This is a genomic window from Shewanella sp. 10N.286.51.B8 (genome assembly GCF_041469325.1).
Classification (GTDB): Bacteria; Pseudomonadota; Gammaproteobacteria; order Enterobacterales; family Shewanellaceae; genus Shewanella.
This window is the reverse complement of the sequence record NZ_JBFRKG010000048.1, coordinates 15,352-38,815: the sequence shown is the minus strand read 5'-3', so window position 1 is coordinate 38,815 and position 23,464 is coordinate 15,352. Positions and strand designations below refer to the sequence as shown.

General features: G+C 42.9%; 25 protein-coding genes. 2 read left to right on the top strand and 23 right to left on the bottom strand.

The window, feature by feature from the left end; genetic code table 11:
• Positions 1 to 43: 43 nt before the first annotated feature.
• Together AB4160_RS16680 and AB4160_RS16675 are read right to left on the bottom strand one after the other, a co-directional pair.
• Positions 44 to 1,189, bottom strand: a complete 1,146-nt coding sequence (locus AB4160_RS16680) for a response regulator (protein ID WP_102519851.1) — start codon at positions 1,187 to 1,189, stop codon at positions 44 to 46.
• A gap of 51 nt (positions 1,190 to 1,240) precedes the next feature.
• Positions 1,241 to 1,978 carry a VacJ family lipoprotein gene (locus AB4160_RS16675; protein WP_372005608.1) on the bottom strand — a complete coding sequence of 246 codons (738 nt, stop codon included), beginning with the start codon at positions 1,976 to 1,978 and terminating at the stop codon, positions 1,241 to 1,243.
• Between the two features lie 480 nt (positions 1,979 to 2,458).
• Between AB4160_RS16675 and AB4160_RS16670 the strand changes: the two genes are divergently transcribed.
• Positions 2,459 to 4,258, top strand: a complete 1,800-nt coding sequence (locus AB4160_RS16670; protein ID WP_372005584.1) for a hypothetical protein — start codon at positions 2,459 to 2,461, stop codon at positions 4,256 to 4,258.
• Between the two features lie 34 nt (positions 4,259 to 4,292).
• Positions 4,293 to 4,592, top strand: coding sequence for an EscU/YscU/HrcU family type III secretion system export apparatus switch protein (locus AB4160_RS16665; RefSeq protein WP_102439506.1), 300 nt, complete (start codon positions 4,293 to 4,295; stop codon positions 4,590 to 4,592).
• 20 nt (positions 4,593 to 4,612) lie between these two features.
• Here the strand turns inward: AB4160_RS16665 and AB4160_RS16660 are convergent, their stop codons facing one another.
• The 21 genes from AB4160_RS16660 to fliL all read right to left on the bottom strand — a co-directional run bounded on the left by AB4160_RS16660 (position 4,613) and on the right by fliL (position 23,399).
• Positions 4,613 to 5,011: a DUF2802 domain-containing protein gene (locus AB4160_RS16660; RefSeq protein WP_102439505.1), complete on the bottom strand. Its 399-nt coding sequence runs from the start codon at positions 5,009 to 5,011 to the stop codon at positions 4,613 to 4,615.
• An 89-nt stretch (positions 5,012 to 5,100) separates the two neighbouring features.
• Positions 5,101 to 5,595 (bottom strand): chemotaxis protein CheW, encoded by a 495-nt coding sequence (locus AB4160_RS16655; protein WP_076540271.1) that lies wholly within the window; start codon positions 5,593 to 5,595, stop codon positions 5,101 to 5,103.
• An 8-nt stretch (positions 5,596 to 5,603) separates the two neighbouring features.
• Positions 5,604 to 6,686 carry a chemotaxis protein CheW gene (locus AB4160_RS16650; RefSeq protein ID WP_372005581.1) on the bottom strand — a complete coding sequence of 361 codons (1,083 nt, stop codon included), beginning with the start codon at positions 6,684 to 6,686 and terminating at the stop codon, positions 5,604 to 5,606.
• Positions 6,670 to 7,461 carry a ParA family protein gene (locus AB4160_RS16645; RefSeq protein ID WP_102439503.1) on the bottom strand — a complete coding sequence of 264 codons (792 nt, stop codon included), beginning with the start codon at positions 7,459 to 7,461 and terminating at the stop codon, positions 6,670 to 6,672. Before AB4160_RS16645 ends, AB4160_RS16650 begins: the two co-directional genes overlap by 17 nt.
• Before the next feature lie 73 nt (positions 7,462 to 7,534).
• Positions 7,535 to 7,960 (bottom strand): hypothetical protein, encoded by a 426-nt coding sequence (locus tag AB4160_RS16640; RefSeq protein ID WP_241903550.1) that lies wholly within the window; start codon positions 7,958 to 7,960, stop codon positions 7,535 to 7,537.
• Positions 7,953 to 9,110, bottom strand: coding sequence for a chemotaxis response regulator protein-glutamate methylesterase (locus tag AB4160_RS16635; protein ID WP_102439502.1), 1,158 nt, complete (start codon positions 9,108 to 9,110; stop codon positions 7,953 to 7,955). The genes AB4160_RS16640 and AB4160_RS16635 overlap by 8 nt, the downstream gene beginning before the upstream one ends.
• Positions 9,111 to 9,133: 23 nt before the next feature.
• Positions 9,134 to 11,428: a chemotaxis protein CheW gene (locus AB4160_RS16630; protein ID WP_372005579.1), complete on the bottom strand. Its 2,295-nt coding sequence runs from the start codon at positions 11,426 to 11,428 to the stop codon at positions 9,134 to 9,136.
• A gap of 16 nt (positions 11,429 to 11,444) precedes the next feature.
• On the bottom strand, positions 11,445 to 12,182 hold the full coding sequence (locus AB4160_RS16625; protein ID WP_102439501.1) for a protein phosphatase CheZ: 738 nt from the start codon (positions 12,180 to 12,182) through the stop codon (positions 11,445 to 11,447).
• Positions 12,183 to 12,196: 14 nt separating this feature from the next.
• Complete coding sequence (cheY, locus tag AB4160_RS16620; protein ID WP_076540257.1) at positions 12,197 to 12,580, bottom strand: chemotaxis response regulator CheY; 384 nt, start codon at positions 12,578 to 12,580, stop codon at positions 12,197 to 12,199.
• A 41-nt stretch (positions 12,581 to 12,621) separates the two neighbouring features.
• Positions 12,622 to 13,341, bottom strand: coding sequence for an RNA polymerase sigma factor FliA (locus AB4160_RS16615; protein WP_102439500.1), 720 nt, complete (start codon positions 13,339 to 13,341; stop codon positions 12,622 to 12,624).
• Positions 13,334 to 14,215 carry a MinD/ParA family protein gene (locus AB4160_RS16610; RefSeq protein WP_076540438.1) on the bottom strand — a complete coding sequence of 294 codons (882 nt, stop codon included), beginning with the start codon at positions 14,213 to 14,215 and terminating at the stop codon, positions 13,334 to 13,336. Before AB4160_RS16610 ends, AB4160_RS16615 begins: the two co-directional genes overlap by 8 nt.
• 4 nt (positions 14,216 to 14,219) lie before the next feature.
• Positions 14,220 to 15,605: a flagellar biosynthesis protein FlhF gene (gene flhF / locus AB4160_RS16605; RefSeq protein WP_102439499.1), complete on the bottom strand. Its 1,386-nt coding sequence runs from the start codon at positions 15,603 to 15,605 to the stop codon at positions 14,220 to 14,222.
• A gap of 30 nt (positions 15,606 to 15,635) precedes the next feature.
• A complete protein-coding gene (gene flhA / locus AB4160_RS16600; protein WP_102439498.1) occupies positions 15,636 to 17,735 on the bottom strand; it encodes a flagellar biosynthesis protein FlhA in 2,100 nt (699 codons plus the stop codon).
• 115 nt (positions 17,736 to 17,850) lie between these two features.
• A complete protein-coding gene (gene flhB / locus AB4160_RS16595; protein ID WP_102439497.1) occupies positions 17,851 to 18,981 on the bottom strand; it encodes a flagellar biosynthesis protein FlhB in 1,131 nt (376 codons plus the stop codon).
• Between the two features lie 7 nt (positions 18,982 to 18,988).
• Positions 18,989 to 19,792, bottom strand: coding sequence for a flagellar biosynthetic protein FliR (fliR, locus tag AB4160_RS16590; RefSeq protein ID WP_102439496.1), 804 nt, complete (start codon positions 19,790 to 19,792; stop codon positions 18,989 to 18,991).
• Positions 19,793 to 19,796: 4 nt separating this feature from the next.
• A complete protein-coding gene (gene fliQ / locus AB4160_RS16585; protein ID WP_076540242.1) occupies positions 19,797 to 20,066 on the bottom strand; it encodes a flagellar biosynthesis protein FliQ in 270 nt (89 codons plus the stop codon).
• Positions 20,067 to 20,085: 19 nt separating this feature from the next.
• On the bottom strand, positions 20,086 to 20,832 hold the full coding sequence (fliP, locus tag AB4160_RS16580) for a flagellar type III secretion system pore protein FliP (RefSeq protein WP_372005576.1): 747 nt from the start codon (positions 20,830 to 20,832) through the stop codon (positions 20,086 to 20,088).
• Complete coding sequence (gene fliO / locus AB4160_RS16575) at positions 20,832 to 21,260, bottom strand: flagellar biosynthetic protein FliO (RefSeq protein ID WP_372005573.1); 429 nt, start codon at positions 21,258 to 21,260, stop codon at positions 20,832 to 20,834. Before fliO ends, fliP begins: the two co-directional genes overlap by 1 nt.
• A gap of 27 nt (positions 21,261 to 21,287) precedes the next feature.
• Positions 21,288 to 21,671 (bottom strand): flagellar motor switch protein FliN, encoded by a 384-nt coding sequence (gene fliN, locus AB4160_RS16570; RefSeq protein WP_076540237.1) that lies wholly within the window; start codon positions 21,669 to 21,671, stop codon positions 21,288 to 21,290.
• A 151-nt stretch (positions 21,672 to 21,822) separates the two neighbouring features.
• Entirely contained in the window at positions 21,823 to 22,848 is a 1,026-nt protein-coding gene (gene fliM / locus AB4160_RS16565) for a flagellar motor switch protein FliM (protein ID WP_102439494.1), read from the bottom strand.
• Between the two features lie 26 nt (positions 22,849 to 22,874).
• On the bottom strand, positions 22,875 to 23,399 hold the full coding sequence (gene fliL / locus AB4160_RS16560) for a flagellar basal body-associated protein FliL (RefSeq protein ID WP_102439493.1): 525 nt from the start codon (positions 23,397 to 23,399) through the stop codon (positions 22,875 to 22,877).
• Positions 23,400 to 23,464: the final 65 nt, after the last annotated feature.

Here is a 23,464-nt window from a genome sequence, read left to right as displayed (position 1 = left end):
TCCAATACTGTGTTTATGACGTGGGCAGCTTGCATTTAATCTATTACAGCTTAAGAGCTAACTCCATAAAGCCGCCAGCGGCTAGCGCTTCATCATAGAACAAGCCATTAAATTGGTTATTCAGTAATCGAGCTCGATGATTTGCATCACTGCTGACAATACAGATCTTTTCTTCTGGCAGTAAACTCCTAAACTGCATACTAGGCTTATTCCACTCATCTGAGCCTAGTTGTCGTGAAGGTGAAATCGCCAATGGTGCTAAACCGTTATTATTACGTAAATAGCAACGCAGTCCGCTACCAGCTTGGCCAATCGCAACTCTGAAGTGTTCAAGCTCAACACACACATACACCATATCCACATACAAGTTCAGGCCTGAAGTCACCATACGCTCATTCAAGTAGCTCAGCATATTGTAAGGCTCGATTAAGGTATTACTGACGCCATTACGGTATTGTTTTAATTTTTGGTTAACAAAGCTTCGCATTAATACACAGCCGAATGCGGCGCGATTATCTTCAGGATAAAAATGCGCCATGTACATCATTAAATGCTTATCTCCCACCATAGTGGAATCGATAAAATAAGCACTTACATCACTATTTTTACACAAGCTATAGTGAACATCGGCGTTAGGGTAACCAATATTTGAGGTAGGAAACAATTGCTGCTGCACACTCTTAGCTGCTTCAGCACTGCTTTCCAGTAGGCTAAAGTTATCAGCTAATTCTTGATATGATAAATCTTCGCTCATCCTAGCGGCAGAGTTGATAACTGCATGGCTGTCATTAAAATCAAGCTTATCGGACTGAGCCTGCGGCGCTATAGCTTGTTCAATGGCTTGCTGGATGATAAAAAGATCAGAAACGGGTTTGACTAAGTAATCGCTGGCGCCATAGCGCAAAGCTTCCACGACATCAGCCATCACATTATTACCTGATATGACAATTGAAGGGACTGAAGGGTTTAACTCGATTATCTGTTTAAGCATACCAAGGCCCCCTAAGCGTGGCATGCTTAAATCAGCAATGACGATATCAACAGGCTGTGCTTGAAAGGCTTTGACGCCCTCTTCACCATTTTCTGCTTCAAAAACCACAGCGCCTTGCTGAGTTAAAAAGTCAGCGACTAACTGCCTAAAAACTGCATCATCTTCAACTAATAACACGGCGACATTGGTTAATGCCATAAAACTACCCCGATAGCACTGCTGTCGAAGAAGCCTCATCGTTCAGCAATATCACTCAAGCTCTAATAAATATTCTTCTAGTAATTCATCATCATCTTGATTGACTGGCACGTTGCCATCATAAACTTTGTAATCCATATATTGAAAATAGGCTTCTTTGACAAATGTGTATGGATCAAGTGCATTATCTAATAGACGTTCTTGATCGATGGCTGATGCTCGTGAGTCGAGGTTTTTCAAGCCCCACTTAAGGACTGACTGCCATAACAAGAACTCTGACAAAGGAAAGTATAGACTATCAACCCAATCTGAGGCGAGTTCCCTTGTCACATAAGGACCAAAAAAAGGCGCCATAAAATAAGGGCCGTTTGGCACACCGTAATAACCTAACACTTCATTGAAGGCATCTTGTTTGCGGGTCATGCCCATCATGTCTGCCACATCAATCACCCCAAAAAGTCCTAGAGTGGTATTAACGGTAAATCGGCCACCAGCATTGGCTGCCCAGCCCCACTTACCTTGTAATGCGTTATTCACTAACGAACTTGGTTCTTCAAAGTTACGCACAAAATTATTAACCCCAGACTTTACTGGTGTTGGCAAATAATCATTATATCCATGGGCTATAGGGCGGAAAAAATGACGATCAAGATAGTGGTAATTAAAATCCCACATGGCACGGTTAAATCCCTCTATGGGATCGCGAGGATCATCATAGATGACTTCGACATCAGGCTTGTTTGCCTGCTGAATAGGTTCGGCTTTTAATGAAAAGACACTGCAAGCCATCAATAAAGAAAGCAACAACAATTTATACTTCATACATCTCTCTTTCGGGACAATTCAATACTGAAATACTCTGAGTTAAGGCTCTATTTCAGTCGCGCTAGATTACAAATTCAACTTGTATTCACTTACCAGTAAAGCTTACAGATTAACTCTAGCAAAGATTTACATTGAAGATTAAAGCAAAGGACTATCAAGTCGATACAGTCTGTATAACCTATTCTGTGTAACGCTATTTAAGTTAGCCAAATAAACTTTTAAGATTTCATTTACAGTATTAATTGCGCGAATTTATCACTGTTGATAGTCAAAAATACTACAACTACAACACCTATAGTCAACAATTACGGCTAAGGATACTCAAGGAGTGTAGGAGATCAACGCTTAAATTGTAATAGAACATATTTAAAGGTGATAGTTAGGTAATGGTTTCGTAAATTGTTACGTAAATAGCAATAAACAACTTGAGTGACGATAAAAAATATGACACAAGGCTTAATCACAGCAAGACTGGCGACAACTGAAGCCTCAAAAATGCGCCACAATTTAACCAGCGCGAATATCGCTAAACCAGCAAGCTTAGTGCCTGTTACGCTGCCATCTTCAATACGGTCATCATCGACAACACAATCATCATCGACACCGCTATTATCAGCTACAAACCAAGCGTCTACAGCCTGCTCATCATCTATACCCCAGTTATCTCAAGATACCAAAAACCATGCCGCGGTTACCTTTGCCGTCGCGAATAAAACATTTCAATTTTCAGCCTGCCATCAAATACAGCAAATCCTGCGTTCTGGTGGGCAGTTAATGTTAAACAATGACACGATAAAGCAATTAACTAAGCTCACTGGTACCGCATCTCATAAACAGGCCACAACGAGCAGTCTCACCAATAAGCAGTTAGTGCTAGTCGCACCTGCGATACAAACTAAGCTGCCTATTGAGCTGCTAAAACTGGCACAAAGCAATAATATTTCATCACCGCAATTATTGGCCTTGGCCGCCAGAGCACAAGGTTACCCGCTACCTGTGGTTGAAATAAAACATAATCACTTGCGCTTTAATACCGGAGCTGAGATTTCAGTGTCAGCATCAGCAAAATTGCCTCAAGGCCAACACCTTGCTCATATCAACCAAGTGGCTGGGAAACCGCTGTTAACATTAACCCCAATATTGCATGTTGCGACTGCTGATTTGTTTGCGATTGACACCAATAGCCACAATGACAACAATCACAATAAGTTAAAGGCGATCTCAGAACATATTGTGGTAAGAAAAGATGAACCGGCCCAATTACTGAGTCAGCTATTAAAAAAGCTTGAGCAACTACCTTTAAGAGCCAGTTTTGAAACCACGGTGACCAATGTAAAACCACCTCAGCAACAGGTAAACTCGCATCAACACGCTGCAAGCTCAACTGTGGCTCAAGTAAACAAAAGCCCCGTTGAAGTACTGAAACAAAATTTACATAAAACTGGCGCAATGCCACTTAAAAATGCTTGCAGCAATAATGCAACTAATACCCTTGTCAGTGCTTTATTAGCATTACTGCCGAGCTTAAATCCACGGCCATTAACCCAACTTGCAGATCAAAGCTTATTAAAACAAGAGCTACTGAGCTTAACCAACTTAAATCTGGCCAATACGCAGCAGCTACCCAATACAGCATTAACAGCTGGGGCAATTAGCGCACTATTTCAGTTGCTCATTGGCTTTAAACGCCAAGGCGCTCACACCCAGCTGAGCCCGTCATTGCAGCACTACCTTGATAAACTGCAGCAAAAAGTACTCAACAACACTGACCAAAGCCAATTGCTTTTAAGTGCCTTAGATAAAGCCCGCAGCGTCGAGTCCTTAGGCAAACTAGCCTCTAGCTTTGGCGGATACCAACAAGCGAGTAGCGACGCTAATCAGCATCTCGCTTGGTATATAGCGCTGCCTTACTCCATTGGCCCACGAAAAGAGCAATTAGAGGGCAAGTTTGAACGGGGCTCTTCTAATGATAACAGCGCGATAACAAGTTGGCGGTTGCAATTAAAATTTAATCTGGCTCAGGGGGCTTTATTGGTTAATGCCCATAAGATAGGAGATTTTCTTGATGTTAAATTTACCAGTGAAAATCAAAGCCTGTTAGATAAAGTGAGTGATTTTCAAGCGCTATTAAGCATAAAAATAAATCAGGCAGGCTTTGTCGCGCGAGAGTTCACCACGGTAATTGATAATGTACCCGCAACCTTATTACCAGGCGATCATTATCTAGTAAAAACCAATGCTTAAGATGCACTTTAAGACGTGAAATTAGGAGCAAATAATGACTAAAATTAAGAAAGCGGTCGCGCTAAGCTTTGATGGCATTAGCGCGCCAACGGTCACCGCCACAGGCAAAGATTTAGTCGCTGAAGAGATAATAGCACTAGCAAAAGATGCTGGCGTCTATATCCATCAAGATGAGAATTTAAGTGAATTTTTACAGTTATTAGCACTCGGTGAACAAGTGCCCCAAGAGCTCTACACCTTAATCGCCGAGCTCATTGCATTTGTGTATATGTTAGATGGTAAATTTCCAGAGCAATGGGATAACTTACATCAAAAAATCATTGAACAAGCTTAGCGCTTTCGCAAAATGACGAGCTACTTTTTATGTAAACGGATAATTAATTCCGCTTCTGCTTTAGGTAGTTCACACTCATTAATCAGCTCTTCCACTCCAGCACCTAACCCCACCATTTTTAATGCTCTAGAGTATAATTTAGATTGTGGGTCTTGCTGACTTGCCTCTTCTAGGCGCTGTGATTGTTTAGTTAATTTTTGCTCTAACTCTAAAACACGCTTACCAACACCGATAGTGCCACTGCGTAATTCCTGCAGCTCTCGTTTAACGGTTTCTCGCTGGCGATCATTTTCTTTTACCAACACAGTTAATGCATCTACTTTGCTTTGCAGCTTGCTGGCTCTTTTTGAAAAAAACATCGCTATTGCGGCACAAGTGACAACATAAATAACAATAGTGATAAGCAATTCTTGCGACATTCATACTTCCTGATAAGACTGATTTTTGTCATTAAAACACAAAAGCCAGCAAATAATAATGCTGGCTTTAGTTGAAACGCAAAAAACGCTTATAACTGAGTTATTTCTGCCCACTCATCGTCAGATAGTAACTTATCAAGGTCGACTAAAATCAATAACTCATTATCTCGGTTACTGACTCCCTGAATGAATTTAGCACTTTCTTCAGTGCCGACATTCGGGGCATTATCGATTTCAGAGCGGCGTAGGTAAACCACTTCGGCAACGCTATCAACCAAAATACCAATCACTTGCTTTTCTGCTTCAATGATGACTATTCGCGATGAGTCATCAACTTCTGCAGCATCAAGGCCAAAGCGTGAACGAGTATCTATCACAGTGACGACATTGCCACGTAAATTAATGATACCAAGCACATACATAGGCGCACCGGGAACGGGGGCAATTTCGGTATAACGTAATACTTCTTGAACTTGCATGACGTTGATACCATAAGTTTCATTATCTAACTTAAAAGTAACCCACTGTAAAACTACATCTTCTTTACCTGCAGCAACCGCTGCTACATTTCTTGAATCTGTCATAAATAACCTCAGACAATCGAATCTTGACAACCTAATCCTGCATCTAGCATTTCAATGAGCGCTTGCACATTTAAAATGCCACACATTTGTTCTTTTACTACGCCGGCAAGCCATGGACGCTTACCCGCTTTTTCACGCCAATTGACATGAGATTTATTAATTTTTACCGCGTTAACTAAGGATTCACATGCCAGTCCCCAGTCACTGTTTTCAAGCATGACGATATACTGATAATCAATAGATTGCGCCATTTCGGTGGTGTACTTTTCTGGCATCACCCAGCGGCAACTATCTACAATATTCACCTTTTGATCTCGACGAGTTTGTACCCCTAAAAACCATTTGGGGCGCCCAATCAGGTGATTAATATGTTCAATTTTTACGATACCGCCCAAACTCACCAATGGCACCGCAAGCGTCAAGCCTGCCACATTGAAAAATAACACCTGAAATTCATCATCTAAAACATCTTGTAAATCTGTGGTGATACTTGGCGGAATCGATGCTAATTCAGCTTTAGCGGGCGACTGACTGACGTCGATAACCGCGGTTTCAACATAAGCTCGCTTATGATTATCTATATCGGCTGAGATTTGAGAATCTTTATTATCCACTACGGATAATTTCGCGGCCTGTGCTGCAGGTTGAGCTATTGGCAGCTTTGCCTGTTGCACCGTACCTTTAAGTACTTGCTTTACCTCAAGTGGAGATTCAACACATTGTTCTGAAGTTGTTGATACTGGTGCTGAGACTACCGCCAATAATTTAGATAAGGCATTTTTATCCACTTGCGGCTCAGCAAATGACGAACTTAAAGATTCACCCAGCGTCGCGACCGTTTGCAAGCGAAGACTTGGAGCCGCCAACTTAGTTGTGGCATGTAAATATTTATCTTCACTATTGTGCAGGGAGCCTTCATAAATTTCTGCAACCTCTGTACTGCTAGTAGAGTCTGTGTGTTGAGCGACTTGTAGTCTGCTGATTGAAGTCTGTTTATTGCAGCTTGTAGCAGCATCTAAAGCCTTATCAGAAGGCTCTTGTAATAATACTGAGAAGAAATCAAAAACAGTTTCATCAACCGATTTTGACATGAGTTAACTCCCTAGACATTAAAAAATCCAGTAAGCGATTATAGGCTTTCATCCCACGGCTGCTGGGCATATGATGGGATAGTGGCACATGGGCTAAACTGGCATCTCTAAATTTAGTATCCACAGGAATAACATCTGGCCATAAAGTTTCTGGATAGCTTAGCTGCAAGGATTGTAACGCTACAGGTGACGCTTTAGTGCGCCGATCATACATGGTTGCTAAAATGGTAAAGCTGTAATCTGTTTTCTTTGAACGCCCCATTAGCGCCATGGTTTTCACCATTCGCTCTAAGCCTTTTATGGCCAAAAACTCAGTTTGAACTGGAATGATTATATGTTCACTTGCCGCCAGAGCATTAACCATTAACACCCCTAAAATAGGCGGGCAATCAATGATAGCAATATCATATTTGTCATCTAGCAAGGCTAATAGGTTACGTAAAACCAGTCCCATCCCTTCTTGATGTCCCAAAGCTCTATCTAATGTGGCTAGCGCCATTGAGGCAGGAATAAGATCTAAACCATCAATTGAGGTCGGCACAATATGCTTTTCAACATCCGCTAAAGATAACGGCTTATGCGCCAAAAAAATATCGTAAAGTGAACTGGGGATTTGCTCAGAATCAATCCCTAAATAATAACCTAGCGATGCATGAGGGTCTGTATCAATCATCAATACCCTTTGACCACGCTTAATTAACGCGCCAGCAAGGCTGGCAACCGTAGTTGTTTTACCTACGCCGCCTTTTTGATTTGCAATTGTCCAAACTTTCAAATGACGCCTCACAGCTTTATTATTGTTATTATTCAATTGATTATTAACTGACTACACTAGATTACAATCTGCTCTAAAGTGAGTCTGATTCACGGGTGGTTATCCTGATCCCACCATGGGGTAAGGGGATTACTTTTACCCCTTGAGCGTTTTCAAGCGTTTGTATATTCTGCTGTTCCTGTGGCTGAAAGTGCTGGTTATTTTCAGCTGTCGTTCCAGGCCCTAGGCTTAATGTTACCGCTTCACCATTCGCCGCCTTTTGCACTAATGCTTTGGTGGGTTCTGGATGTTTTCCAAGCCAAGCAGCAATGTCCGCTGCCTGCTCATCAGGCACCATTAACAACACTTGCGATGCTTTTAGTTGCGCAACTTGTTGAGACAATTCGCGGTTAGTTTTTGCCGCCTCAAAATATAATCCTGCCAGCGTAATAACCGCGATAATCAATAAAAACACCACTGACATTTGTTGGGTGTTCATTGCCTTGTTGACCTTAGCCACGGGCCGTCTCTTTGATAATGGACTCCGCCATACTGTCGATAGCAATGGAATGAGTTGATAAACCTGCTACGGTAACCGCTTGCGGCATACCATACACCACACAACTAGCTTCATCTTGTGCCCAAATCGTTGCTCCAGCGGCTTTCAGCATTCTGGCGCCTTCTCTGCCATCTGCGCCCATACCGGTAAGTACAACCGCTAATACATCACCGCCAAACACTTTTGAGGCTGATGCAAAGGTAATATCCACACTGGGTTTGTAGTTCATCTCGGCATTACCGGCGATAACTTTTAAACGTCCAAATGAACCACTTCGCTCCACCATCAATTGCATGCCACCTGGGGCTAAATAAGCACAACCGGGTTGCAGTACATCCCCATTTTGCGCTTCTTTTACCGTAATCTGACATAAGCTATTTAAGCGACTGGCAAAAGCAGGCGTAAACGCAGCCGGCATGTGCTGAATAAGTAATATTGGGTGTGGGTAATTTGCAGGAAATGCCGTTAAGACTTTTTGCAGTGCAACAGGCCCACCCGTTGAAGTGCCTATCAGCAAGGCTTTATATTTTTTACCGCTCGCTCTAATGGCGCTGGCAGAACACACGTTTTGGGCGCTACTGGCCTGTGAATTATTCGCTTGCGAGCGATTATTTAAGGCCGGTTTCGATGCTAATGTGGTTCTCAAGCTTGCAGGGTTAGCTGCATCTGCTGCATTTCGAGCTGTAACCGTTCTTGGTAATGGCTTATATAATCGTCTTCTGCCTAAGGTTTTAACCCTTAGTTGCAGTAGCTTAATGGCCTCTTCTTTTTTAGAGGCTATATCTTCAAAGCGTTTCGGTAAAAAATCCAATGCGCCGGCATCAAGCGCATCAAGCGTCGCTTTAGCGCCATCATGGGTTAAAGACGAAAACATCAGTATCGGTGTTGGGTTAGTTGCCATTATTTTACGCACAGCAGTAATGCCGTCCATCACTGGCATCTCGATATCCATGGTGATGACTTGTGGCTTTAATTTCTCAGCCATGTCGATGGCTTCTTGGCCATTGACTGCAACACCCACCACTTCGAGGTCGTCATCTTGATTCACTATTTCGCTGACTCGACGTCTAAAGAAACTTGAATCATCAACAACTAAAACTTTGGTAGCCATTTCATTCCTTATCAATTGGAATTTTATCTTTTACTTTTGGCGTAATATTTTAATAAACCCGGTACATCAAGGATCAATGCAATACCTCCATCGGAGGTAATTGTTGCCCCTGCCATACCCGGCGTACCTTGCAGCATACTGCCTAAAGGCTTAATCACAACTTCTTCTTGACCGATTAATGCATCAACCACAAAACCAATTTGCATGGTTCCAAGTTGCACAATCACTACATGGCCTTGCTTTTTATCGCCATGAGTAAGCGTGGTCTTGTTGCGATGTAACCATTGCTCTAAATAAAACAGTGGCACGGCTTTATCGCGCACTATGACGGTGAGCTGACCATCGACAACATTAGTTTTAGTTAAATCGAGGTGGAAAATTTCATTAACGCTTGAAAGCGGTAAGGCAAACACCTGCTTAGCAACATCCACCATTAATGTGGGCATAATCGCTAATGTCAGTGGCACTTTAATTTCTAAAATGGTGCCTTGGCCTTTTACCGAATCAATATGCACTGTGCCGTTTAATTGGCTGATGCGGGTTTTCACCACGTCCATTCCAACGCCGCGGCCTGAAATATCTGAAATTTCAACTTTGGTTGAAAAACCTGGGGCAAAAATTAAGTTATAAGCTTCATTATCAGTCATTCTTGCGGCTGATTCTTCGTCTAGAACCCCGCGGCTAATGGCGATTTCTTTTAGCTTATCGGCATCCATCCCTGCGCCATCATCTTCAATTTTAAGAAGAATATGGTCGCCTTCTTGGCTTGCAGAAAGAGTTATCGTACCGGTTCTTGGTTTGCCATTCGCTTCGCGAGTAATAGGCATTTCAATGCCATGATCAACCGAGTTACGTACTAAATGGACTAATGGATCTGCCAGTGCTTCAACTAGATTTTTATCAAGATCGGTATCTTCACCTACCATGATTAAATCAATTTCTTTATTCAGTGTTCTGGCTAAATCGCGAACCACTCTTGGGAAGCGGCCAAATACTTTCTTAATTGGCTGCATGCGGGTCTTCATTACCGCGCCTTGTAGGTCGGCAGTAACCAGATCTAAATTGGCAAGTGCTTTCGACATTTCTTCATCATCGCGAGAAATACCTAAACTCACTAAGCGGTTTCGTACCAGCACCAGCTCACCAACCATATTCATAATTTGGTCAAGGCGCGAAGTATCAACCCTTACGGTGGTTTCACCCTGTGGCATGGCACCTTGGGTTTTAGCAGGTTCTGCTTTTTTTACTGGCGCGGCAGCTTTAGTGGCTGGCACTGGTTTTGTGTCTGTCGCACTTGGCTGTGCTGGCGCAGCTGTGTTTGAGACGGCTTTTGATGGCGCAATATCTGCGGGCATTGAAACGGGAGTTGCAGGAGTTGCGGGAGTAACTGCTGAAGGCACTAGGCTAACAGCCTGAGGAGCGGCACCTTTACCATGTAATTCGTCTAATAACTTTTCGAACTCATCGTCGGTAATATCATCGCCATCAACAATTGGATCTTGTTCTATTACCGCAGGTTTTACTTCTGCAATTGGGGTACTCGCGGCTTTAAAACTACCAGCGCCGTGCAATTCATCCAGTAAGGCTTCAAACTCATCATCACTGATTTCATCACTGGCAACAGCAGTGTCACCATTAGCGACTGAAGCACTCGAGGTATCATCAATAAGGTCTTTTGTTGAATTAGAGGTAGGACTGTTTCCTGCGCCATGAAGTGCATCGAGTAAGGCTTCAAATTCACTCTCGTCGATATCATCAATAGAGCCCACTGATGCTTCAGAGTCTGCAGCAATCGGCTCAACTTCAGCTAAAGTCTCTGCAATTAACGTCTCTTGAGCTAAAGTCTCTTCAATTAATGTCTCTTCAATTAAAGCCTCTTCAGCAATTAACGCGTCTTCGGGCGTGCTGGCAAGCTCTGAGGCTAATGGCGCTCCAGAACTTAACAGCTTTAAACGAGCTAATAAGTCGGCGTCGGCATCATCTTGTGGCTGACCTTGCTGGGTCTGTGCAAACATCGAATTAATCGCATCAACAGCTTGCAAAATGATGTCCATCAATTCGGCATTTACTTGACGCTTACCCGTTCGCAGTAAGTCAAAGGTATTTTCAGCTTCGTGGCACACATCGACCATAGGGCCTAAGCTCAAAAAGCCTGCGCCACCTTTTACAGTATGAAAACCTCTAAAAATCGCATTCAGTAAATCAGCATCATCAGGATTATTTTCAAGAGCGACGAGTTGCTCTTGTAGAAGCTCTAAAATTTCACCAGCTTCAATCAAAAAGTCCTGGAGTATCTCTTCATCAACATCAAAAGACATTAAATTTGACTCCTAATTAGAAACCCAGACTTGATAGCAGATCATCCACTTCATCTTGGCCAGTCACCACGTCTTCGCGGGTGTCAGCATTTAAGATAGGGCCTTCTGCTTCAATTTTATTATCATCAATGACTCGATCCGAGTCGGCTGCATTTTCGCCAAAGATTGTCAGCATAGACACTAAACTGCTTTCAACTTCGATGACTAAGTCAATAACTCGGCGGATCATTTGGCCAGTCAAATCTTGAAAATCTTGCGCCATCAATATTTGATTGAGCAGTTCTCTTAGTCGATTTGAATCATGTTCGCTATGGGACATGATATGTTGAACGTCATGACACAAGGACTTAAATTCCACTAAGGAAATGTCCCTACGCATCAATTTGTCCCACATTGGCGTGACCGATTGAATGTTATTTATTATTGTATCGGCCAAAGGTAAACATTCTTCAACTGCATCCATGGTTTTATTTGCAGCTTGCTCTGTCATATCAATGACAAAGTTGAGTCTTTCTTTTGCATCGGGTATTTCATGGTTAGCAAGTTCAACCAGACGGGTATCCAATTGAAAGTCATTTAGTGAACTGTGTAACTGACGGGTCAGCTTGCCAACTTCATCAAACAGTTCACGTTGTATTGGCACTGACAGGTCACGAATGACCGCATCAGCTTGCTCTTGTTGTCCATCTTCAAGCAATTTAACAAGTTGCTGGGCTTGCTCAAGATCTATGAGCCCTGATATTGCTGCCTGCATAACTTATCCTTTGCTTAGGCTAAACGTTCAAAGATTTTATCGAGTTTTTCTTTTAACGTTGCTGCGGTAAAAGGTTTAACCACATAGCCATTAACGCCAGCTTGCGCTGCGGCAATAATTTGTTCACGTTTTGCTTCTGCTGTTACCATTAATACTGGCAAGTGTTTTAATGAATCGTCAGCTCTAATGGCTTTTAACAAATCAATCCCTTGCATACCCGGCATATTCCAATCGGTTACGACAAAGTCAAAATCGCTTTTTTGTAACATCGGTAGTGCGGTATTGCCATCATCTGCTTCTTGAGTATTATTAAATCCCAAGTCTCGCAACAAGTTCTTTATGATACGTCTCATTGTTGAAAAATCATCAACAATCAGTATCTTCATATTCTTGTCCAAGGTTTCCTCCGGTGAGCTTAATTCGTTGCTCTTATTAGTAATTATACCTGTGTCCAATGCTTGAGTTTGCCTTTGAGACGCAGCATTGCCTGACTTAAAATCTGGCTAACACGCGACTCGCTGACCTCAAGAACGGCACCGATTTCTTTTAAATTTAACGCTTCGTCATAATATAGCGACAAAACTAGCGCATCTCTTTCGGGTAATGTGGTAATTGCTTGTGCTAATGCCGATTTAAACTGCACTTCGGCTAAAGAATCAAAACTTTCATCCTCAGTTAATTCATCAGACACAATCACATCTTCTGAAACACCTAAGTCTTCAATCCCAATAACTTTTCCTACTGAAACATCGTTTAAAATATGGTGATACTCCTCAAGAGATATTTCCAATTTTTCTGCGATTTCAGTATCTCTGGCATCACGACCTAATTCTTGACCCAGTTCATCGATAACTTGTGCAACACGGCGTTGGTTACGATGTACCGAGCGCGGCACCCAATCACCACGGCGAATCTCGTCGATCATCGAACCACGAATTCGGATCCCAGCAAAGGTTTCAAATTTGGCGCCTTTAGAGCCATCAAACTTTGATGATGCTTCCAGCAGTCCCATCATCCCAGCTTGCAATAAGTCATCAAGTTGTACCGATGCAGGCAGCCTTGCCAACATATGATGTGCAATTCTTTTTACCAGCGGTGCATACTGTTCAACAATTGAGGTTTTATTATCAAACTGAGTATACGCGGCGGCTTTATTCACTCGGTGTATCCTCTTTTACTTCTTTGCGCTGAACAAGACGTTCAACAAAGAACTCTAGATGACCACCAGGCTGCTGTGGCACAGGCCAGCTCATGATTTTATTGGCTAAACCGTGGTAAGCAATGGCTGCTGGTGATTTTGGAAATGCTTCCACAACCAACTTCTGCTTACGTACTGATTTACGTAAATTTTCATCAAATGGCACTGTCGCAACAAGCTCTAAAGCCACATCTAAAAATCTATCGGTTACTTTACTTAACTTGGCGAATAACTCCATGCCTTCTCGCAAACTGCGCACCATATTTGCCACAATTTTGAAGCGGAACACACCGTGCTCACGACTTAATATTTTGATCAGGGCATAGGCATCGGTTATTGATGTCGGTTCATCACAAACTACAATCAATACATCTTGTGAGGCACGGGAAAAACTCAGCACCATATCAGAGATACCCGCTGCGGTATCAACGATTAAAATATCAAACTGGGTTTTCATATCGCTAAAGGCACGAATTAATCCAACATGTTGCGCTTGGGTCAATTCCACCATCGCTTGAGTGCCTGATGTGGCAGGTACAATACCAATGCCTTTCGGGCCTCGAACAATAATGTCGTCTAATTCTGCTTCGCCAGATAATACGTGAGATAAGTTTTTCTCAGCTCGAATACCTAACATCACATCAACGTTGGCGAGTCCTAAATCGGCATCGAGTACTAAAACCCGTTTGCCTTTCTCAGCAAGTGCTACCGCGGTATTAATCGACACACTGGTTTTACCCACGCCGCCTTTACCACCGCTGACTGCAATTACTTTTACTTTATCGTTATTTGGTTGATTCATCATACGTAAACCACTTGCTTGATCTCGGGTCATATCTTTACTCGAATGCATAGGCCATGTCATTTGACCACGCAGTGTCAGGTGACGTTTGAGGTTTTGTTTCGTTAAGTGCTGCTAACGCTTGTCTTGCTAATGAAAGCGTATCGGCAACCTGCATATCTTCTGGAACACGTTGCCCATCAGTAACATAACTTAGTGGCAACCCATTTTGGATTAATACACTTAATGCGCCAGCAATAGATACTGACTCATCTAATTTTGTCAGTATACACCCAGATAACGGGATTCTTTTAAAATGTTCTACGGCATCGAGTAACACTCTTCGTTGAGAGGTTGCCGACATCACCAAATAACTACGAATGGGTATTCTGGTGTTTGCCATCAAATCATCTAACTGCTGATAAAGGCGTAAATCTCGTTGCCCCATACCCGCAGTGTCAATCAATACTAACTTACGATTCTTAAACTGATAAAGAATTTGTTCTAATTCAGTTAAATCATGTGCTTGTTTAACTGGACAGCCCATTATTTTGCCATAAGTTGCCAATTGCTCAAAGGCTCCAATACGATAATGATCTGTGGTAATTAACGCAACTTGTTCTGGGCCATGATGAGCGGCAAATCTGGCAGCAATTTTAGCCAATGAAGTGGTTTTGCCGACACCAGTTGGACCGACAAATGCGACTACGCCACCAGTGCGCACAATATCGTCACCTTGGTTATCGAGCAGGTTGGCCAAACTTTGGGGTAAGGCTCTGACTAAATCGGCGGGAGAAAACTGCTGACTTAGGCTGGATAACTTGGCAGCGACAGCAGGCGAGAACTCTGCGGCAATTAATTTACTTTCAAGCATCGCGCCCACAGGATCGGTGCGTTTTTTCTGTTCTTTCATTAATGAAGAAACTTGATGAGTTAGCAAACCACGCAGTGACGCCATCTCTTCGCGCATTGCTTCCATTTCAGCTGAATGACCTTTATTTGGAGATCTAGACGGCTCAATGTGTTGCTGATGCTGTCTTGGTTCTTTAGCTGCAGGTTTGCTTGCTTCTAACTGTTTAGCCCAATCTGGTAATTCCGGCTCTTCATGTTGCTGGGAAATTTGTTGCTGCAGGCGGCTATGCTGCTTTTCTAATAACGCCTGTAATGAATCAGCTACTGGCGGTGGGCTGACTTTAGTGTGTGCTTTAATAGCAGGTTTATTAGCACCAATTGACACACGGTCTTCAGTCACATTCATAAAGGCTGCAACGGGCGATTTTACTGCAACATCAACTTTAGGCTCATCGTAGTCAACTGCTGCAACAATTTCGATGCCACCAGTTACTTTCTTATTCGACATGATCACCGCGTCAGAGCCCAAAGTCTCTTTGACTTGAGCTAATGCTGAGCGCATATCCTTGGCAAAAAATCGTTTAATTTTCACTACGTACCTCTTTCAAACTGAAAGTCATTGCTATTGCCCAACTGCAGATACTATGCGTATTTGCTTTTCATCGGGTATTTCTTGGTAAGAAATAACCCGTAAATTAGGAATGGTGTATTTCACAAACCGCGACAAAGTTGACCTAAGCATGCCTGATGTCAATAAAATGGCTGGTTGACCGACCATTTCTTGCTTCTGAGAAGCATCTAATAATGACTTCTGCATACGTTCTGCAAGGCCTGGCTCAATATTGGGCCCTTCACCGCCGGTTGCCTGCATAGACTTGTGCAACATCTGTTCCAACTCTGGCGCCAATGTTATGACAGGGATTTCCAATTCGGGCCCAGAGATCTCTTGCACTATCATTCGTTTCAAGGCAATACGTACTGCAGCGGTTAACACTTCAGTATCATTACTTTTGCTGCCGTATTCTAACAGTGTTTGCACGATTGTGCGCAAGTCTCGGATAGAAACTCCTTCATTAAGAAGGTTTTGCATCACTTTTACCACTGAACCTAGCGGCATAACGTCTGGTATAAAGCCATCCACTAACTTCGGCGAGTTTTTCGATAGCATATCCATTAACTGCTGCACTTCTTCATAGCCCAATAATTTAGCCGCATTATTGGTCAGTAACTGGCTTATATGAGTAGCAACAACAGTCGCGGTATCAACCACGGTATAACCTAATGTTTGCGCATGTTCACGTTGTGCTGGAGCTATCCAAACGGCTTCTAAACCAAAAGCTGGATCTTTGGTCTCTATGCCATCAAGCTTGCCGTAAACCTGACCTGGATTAATCGCTAACTCGCAATCATGTCTTACTTCTGCTTCGCCAACTACCACGCCCATTAAGGATATTTGATAGCAGTTGGGGGATAAATCTAAGTTGTCACGAATATGCACTGCCGGTACCAAAAAGCCCAATTCCTGCGATAATTTTTTACGTACCCCTTTAATTCGACTGAGTAACTCGCCGCCTTGACCTTTATCTACCAGCGGAATAAGTCGATAGCCCACTTCAAGGCCAATGGTGTCTACATGATGTACATCTTCCCAGCTTAGCTCTTTGGGCTCAGCCTCTTTGACATCGCTTGGGCCTTTAACTGCTTTTTCTAGCGCAAGGGTTTTATTGTCGTTATTGCGTTTATAAATAAAGTAAGCTGCGCCTGCGGTAATAAATGCAAACGTTAAAAACGCGAAATGTGGCATACCAGGTACAACACCCATAACAAAAAGCACGGCTGATGCAATGGCCATAGACTTAGGACTATGGAACATTTGGCTGATCATCATCCCGCCCATATCGCCAGACTCATTTTGGCGCGTCACCATCAAGGCGGCGGCGATAGATAAAAGCAATCCGGGTATTTGCGCCACCAAACCATCACCAATGGTCAGTAAGGTATAAATCTCCACCGCGCTTGAAAAATCCAAGCCGTGCTGCACCATGCCGATGACAAAACCGCCAAGGATATTAATCACCAGAATCATAATCCCAGCAATAGCATCCCCTTTCACAAATTTTGACGCACCGTCCATCGCGCCATAAAAGTCAGCTTCTTTCGTCACTTCAGCACGGCGAATACGTGCCTGATCTTGAGTTAATGTACCGGCATTTAAATCGGCATCAATGGCCATCTGTTTACCCGGCATGGCGTCCAAGGTAAAACGTGCGCTCACTTCTGAAATACGCCCCGCACCTTTGGTTACTACGGCAAAGTTGATGATGATCAGGATTAAAAACACCACTAAACCCACAGCATAGTTACCGCCAATCACCACCGAACCAAAGGCTTCAATCACTTTACCCGCGGAGTCACCACCGTTATGCCCCTCAAGTAACACTATTCGTGTTGAGGCCACATTCAATGCTAAGCGTAATAAGGTGGCCACCAGTAAAACAGTCGGAAATGCGGCAAAATCTAGTGGGCGATCACTATAAATAGCGACAAGTAACACGATTAAAGCGAGGGAAATGTTAAAGGAGAATAGAATATCAAGCAGAAATGGCGGCATCGGCAATACCACCATACCTAATGCAGCCAGCACCAATAAAGGGGTACCAATACCTTTGAATGTGCTAAATCGTATTTGCTTTGCTTGACCTAGCGCTGTCTTTACATCCATTAACCGTAAACCCTTTCGTAATATTTTTGACGCTGACATCAGCGAAATGCAATTACTAAGCCAAGCTATTAGTTAATAGCAGCTGTTGCGGTTTGAATGCCTAAAAACACCGCAGCTAATGTTTTAAATCATCCGGAATAGGTTGATTGAGCGGAATAGGTTTTGGACGTTTACCGCGACCCTTTTGGTATTGTTTTAACTGAAATACGTAAGCTAAGATTTGTGCAATGGCGGTAAATAGTCCTTCCGGTACCTGTTGGTCAATTTTAGTTGTATGATATATGGCTCTGGCTAGCGGCGGCGCTGATACAATTGGCACTTCGTGCTCTCGGGCTATTTCGCGAATTTTAAAGGCCACATCATCAACCCCTTTTGCCACTAAAAATGGCGCAGATGAACGACTGGCATCATATTTTACTGCCACAGCGTAATGCTCTGGGTTAACCACAATCACATCGGCATTGGGCACTTCAGACATCATGCGTTTATTGGCCATCTCATGCTGCAATTGCCTAATACGGCCTTTTACTTCAGGCTTACCTTCAGAGTCTTTATACTCGTCTTTAACTTCTTGTTTGGTCATTTTAAGCTGTTTATTGTGGTTCCATATTTGAAATGGCACATCAATCACCACAATCAATAGCATTGATGAACACAATAAAATAAACATCCATACCAATAGATCCAGCGCATGGTAAATATTTCCCGGTAAATGACCCATAGATAAGGTCAAAATATCGTAAAAATAAAACGACAATAAAAAATACGCCGATATTGCCACCACCAAAAATTTAGCAATACCTTTAGTTAGTTCAACTAAGGCCTGGGTGCCAAACATTCTTTTAAAGCCTTTAGCAGGGTTCATTTTACTGCCCTTAGGCATAAAAGCTTTAACCGAAAAAGTAATACCGCCTAAGACAATATTGCCAAGAAAGGCAATAAAGGCGAGAAAAGCAATGAAACTGAATAATGGCCAAGCAAGCTCAGCGCCAATAACCCCCCAAACTAGGAACATAGAGTTGGTGTCATAGATCTGATCCCGCTCCATGGTGAGCATTTGCGTCATCACGCTGTGTAAGCTGCGCGCCAGATCTTGGCCAACAAACGCAAACCCCACAGCAGATGCTAATAATACTGCTGCGGTTCCTAACTCTTTAGAGCGGGCGACCTGACCTTTTTCACGGGACTGTTCCAGTCGCTTGGCGGTGGGGTCCTCGGTGCGTTCTTGACCGGTATCTTCTGCCATCTTGTCCCTACTGGCTTATGGAACCGTCAATGTGACAGGTCAGTTGTAAAATATCACACATCAGCAGCTGGGCTTGCAGCCACACCTGATCAAAATGAGACATGATAGGGCCTAGGGTCAGCCAGAGAATAAATAAGCCACTGACCATAGTCACTGGAAAACCGATGGCAAAAATATTCAACTGCGGTGAAGCCCGGGTCATTACTCCAAACGAGAGGTTAATAAGCAATAATGCCACAATCGCTGATATTGACATGGTTAACGCCGCGCCAAACATATAACTGCCAAACTCGGTAAGTTTTTTATAATTGGCAATGCTAAAGCCTTCGGTTGAAACCGGAATGGTTTCAAAGCTGGCCACCAGCATTTTAAACATCAATAAATGACCATCTACACTTAAAAAAATCAAGGTCGCCAGCAATAAAAAGAAGTTACCCACTACCGGGGTTTGCTCACCGGAGCCTGGGTCCACCATGGAAGCGAAGCCTAAACTGGTTTGCATACCAATAATTTGCCCTGTTAATACAAAAGTTTGCATCACTAAAATGGTCACAAAACCAATAGCTGTGCCCACTAAAATCTGCTGAGCTGAAACAAATACTGCAGTTAATGAAAATAGCTCCACATATGCTGTTTTTGGCAGTACCGGCGCAACGGCAATGGTGATGGCCATCGCCAATAATAAGCGGATCCGCGACGGAGTCGTATTGGCGCCAAAGACCGTCATTACCATTAGCATTGAAGAAATACGAAACAGCGGCCAAATATAGGCGGCAATGGTTTGGCTAATTTCCTCGAACAGAATATCCAATGACCTAACCTATAACCTGCGGGATCATATCCACCATATTATAGAAAAAATCCATCATGGTTTGCACCAGCCAATGGCCTAAAAACATCAGTGAAAACAGGGTCATTAATAGACGCGGTAAGAAACTTAAGGTTTGTTCATTAATGGAGGTGGCAGCCTGAAACACCGCCACAATCAAACCGACAAATAAACCCGGTAAGATAATAGCCGAGACAATGAGCACGATAACGGACAGCGCCTCACGAAAAATATCAATCAATGACTCTGGTGACATTAGCCCTGCTCCCTAAACCCTAAGTGCCGAAACTACTGGCCAAGGTGCCCAGTACTAAGCCCCAACCATCAACCAACACAAACAGCATGATTTTAAAGGGCAAGGACACAATCATCGGCGATAACATCATCATACCCATTGCCATCAAAATACTGGCGACCACCAAATCCAATACCAAAAATGGCACAAATAACATAAAGCCAATTTGAAACGCGGTTTTAAGCTCACTGGTGATAAACGCTGGTATCAAAACGCTCATCGGAGCCAGCTCAGGGGAAGTGATATCGGTATAACCTGAAATTTCGACAAAGGTTTCTAAATCTGTGGTTCTGACTTGCGCCAACATAAACTGCCTTAAGGGCTCTTTACCCACTTCAAAGGCTTGCTGCATTGTCAGAGTTTCATTCATGTAAGGTTTTACCGCTTCAGCATGAATTTTATCAAATACTGGCGCCATGATAAAAAAGGTCATGAACATGGTAATGCCAATGAGCACCTGATTTGATGGGGTTTGCTGCAAACCTAATGCTTGGCGCAAAATTGATAGCACCACGATGATGCGGGTAAATGAGGTCAGCATTATTACCATTGCTGGAATAAAGCTCATGGCCGTCATTAGCAGTAAAATCTGCATAGTGACTGAATATTCGGTACTGCCGTCAGCCCCTGCAGTCACTGTCACTGCTTTTAGTAAGCCATCTTCTGCAAAACTAACTGGCGTGAACATTAATCCAGCCAACAAAGCCAGCATTATCCATCTTTTCATTATTGCAGATCCTTGGCCTTGACTGTTGCTTGCGCTTTGGCTTGCTTGAGACGAGTGGCAAAACTAGTGCTTTCTATTTCAACGTTTGTGTCTAGCTTATCAATAAGGTTAACTTGCTGTGAGGTCACCCCTAACAGATATTGCTGACCTTCAAGCTCAACCAGAACCAGCTTTTCTTTTTGACCAAGTGGCGTCATGGCAATGGTTTTTATCACCCCTTGATTTGACTGCACTAAGTTTAATTTTTTGACAATAAATGCCAGTAAAAAGATGATGGCGATAACGAGAATAAGCCCGCCCACCATGCTTGAAAGCGCAGCCACATTTGATGTTTCTGGGGCTTTAGACACGGTTGTGGCAACTGCGGTTGTTGCCGTGTCAGTAAGCGCAGAGCTAGCTAACGCTAGCGAGAAGAACACATTCAACACAGGGTTAAATCCTTAATGCTTGTTCGATTACTTTAACTTCTTAATGCGTTCTGTTTGGCTAATCACATCTGTCAGACGAATACCAAATTTGTCATTCACCACAACCACTTCGCCATGAGCGATAAGCGTGCCATTTACCATCACATCAAGGGGCTCACCCGCCACCCGATCTAGCTCGACCACCGAACCTTGGTTCAGTTGCAGCAAGTTACGAATACTAATAAAACTGCGACCGACTTCCATCGAAATCGTTACCGGTATATCCATAATGGCATCGAGCTTTTCAGCTTGATCATGCGAGATTGGCGCGGCTTCATCTACCAGTTCATCAAGGGCGACTTGTTCAGCTTCTTTTGCTTCTTCAAGTGCCTGCTCTGCCATTGCTGCAGCCCAATCATCGGTATCACTCATTTATTTCACCTTAAAATTCTGACATGTTATCCGTTAAACATTCACGGACAATAATTATTAAATCTATAAATTATTATTAATTTCAGCATCTTGTTTAAAAAACTTTTTAAAAAAGATTGTTAAAATAAAACTTTTTTTGAAATAAGCCTGTCTATAGCACAGTAAGATCGCGGGCTTTGCCTTTACGAGTAATTAGCTGTAATTCTGATTTCGCCGTTTCAGGCCTTGGAATAACTTCGCTAATTTTTAATGCCAGATTTTCGCGGGATTGACCTAGCTTACAGCGGTAAGTCGGTAAGTCCTCAACTCGCATCATCACATGCTCAGGCAGCTCAATAGGAATAATATCCCCAGCTTTAAAGCCCATCACATCTCTTAATGTCACTTCATGCTCAATGATGTTGGCATCAATCCCTACTTGCACATCCATGATCTCATCACGCAATGCTTGTCCCCAACGCATATCAGTATCTTGTTTATCACTTTGAACACCGGCATCAAGCAGCTCACGAATAGGCTCGATCATCGAATATGGCATGGTGATATGAAAATCACCGCCGCCGCCATCCACTTCAATATGAAAAGAGTTAATGACCACCACTTCTGTTGGGCTAACAATATTGGCCATGGCAGGGTTGACCTCTGAGTCTAAATACTCAAACTCAACATCCATTACTGGTGCCCAGGCATCTTTATAATCTTCAAAAATGATTTTCAATAGCAGCTGGACGATACGACGCTCTGTGGGAGTAAACTCACGCCCTTCAATTTTTGCATGAAAGCGGCCATCACCACCAAAAAAGTTATCCACCAAAATGAAGACTAACCTTGCTTCCATGGTGATAAGCGCCGTGCCTTTTAACGGACTAAAGCGCACCATATTCAGGCTGGTTGGTACGAATAGGGTATGAACGTACTCACCAAACTTAAGCATTTGCACGCCGTTAATAGACACTTCAGCAGCACGGCGCATCATGTTAAACATGCTGATGCGTAAGTGACGAGCAAAACGTTCATTTACAATTTCAAGGGTTGGCATTCGCCCACGAACAATGCGATCTTGAGAGGAGAAATCATATGCTCTGGTTTCATCAGTATCATAAATATCATCTTCATCAACATCGTCGACGCCATGGAGTAGCGCATCAATTTCGTCTTGGCTTAATAAATCACTCACATCATCACCTTGGATTTTTCATGGCGTTATTGCATTACAAAACCAGTAAAAAGTACTCTTTCAACGACTTTTTGGCCGGTTATGGGTTGCAATGTATTTTGAACATTTAATAGGGCTAATTGGCGTAATTCATCTTTACCCGCTTGGGTACTTAGCTTTTGTACATCTGCTGCGCTAAATGTGTTTAAAAGCGCATGTTCAATTAAAGGAATGTGCATTTTTGCAGTAACGCCGTCATCGCCTCGCACCATTAACTGCACTTTTATTTCAACTAAACGTGAACGATTAGCACCCGCTAGATTGAATAAAAATGGTCTTGGCATACCCACATAATTTGCCTTACCAGTAGCAGCATCAGTTACTACAGTTGCAGTACTTATGTCAGTTGCAGGTGAGTTTGCAGTCGCTTTCGCATTGTCGCCAATAAAAAACAGCACTGTCACAGCAATGCCTGCCAGCAGCAACATGCCAACCACCAAAAAAATAATCATTTTATTGATACTTTTTGGTGGGTTCTGGGTAGTTAATTCTAAAGAAGCTTCTTCTGGCATAAATGATTCCATCACGCTGTTGTTATTATTGTGTTAACTAAGTTTCAGCTTAGTTTTTGATTTTG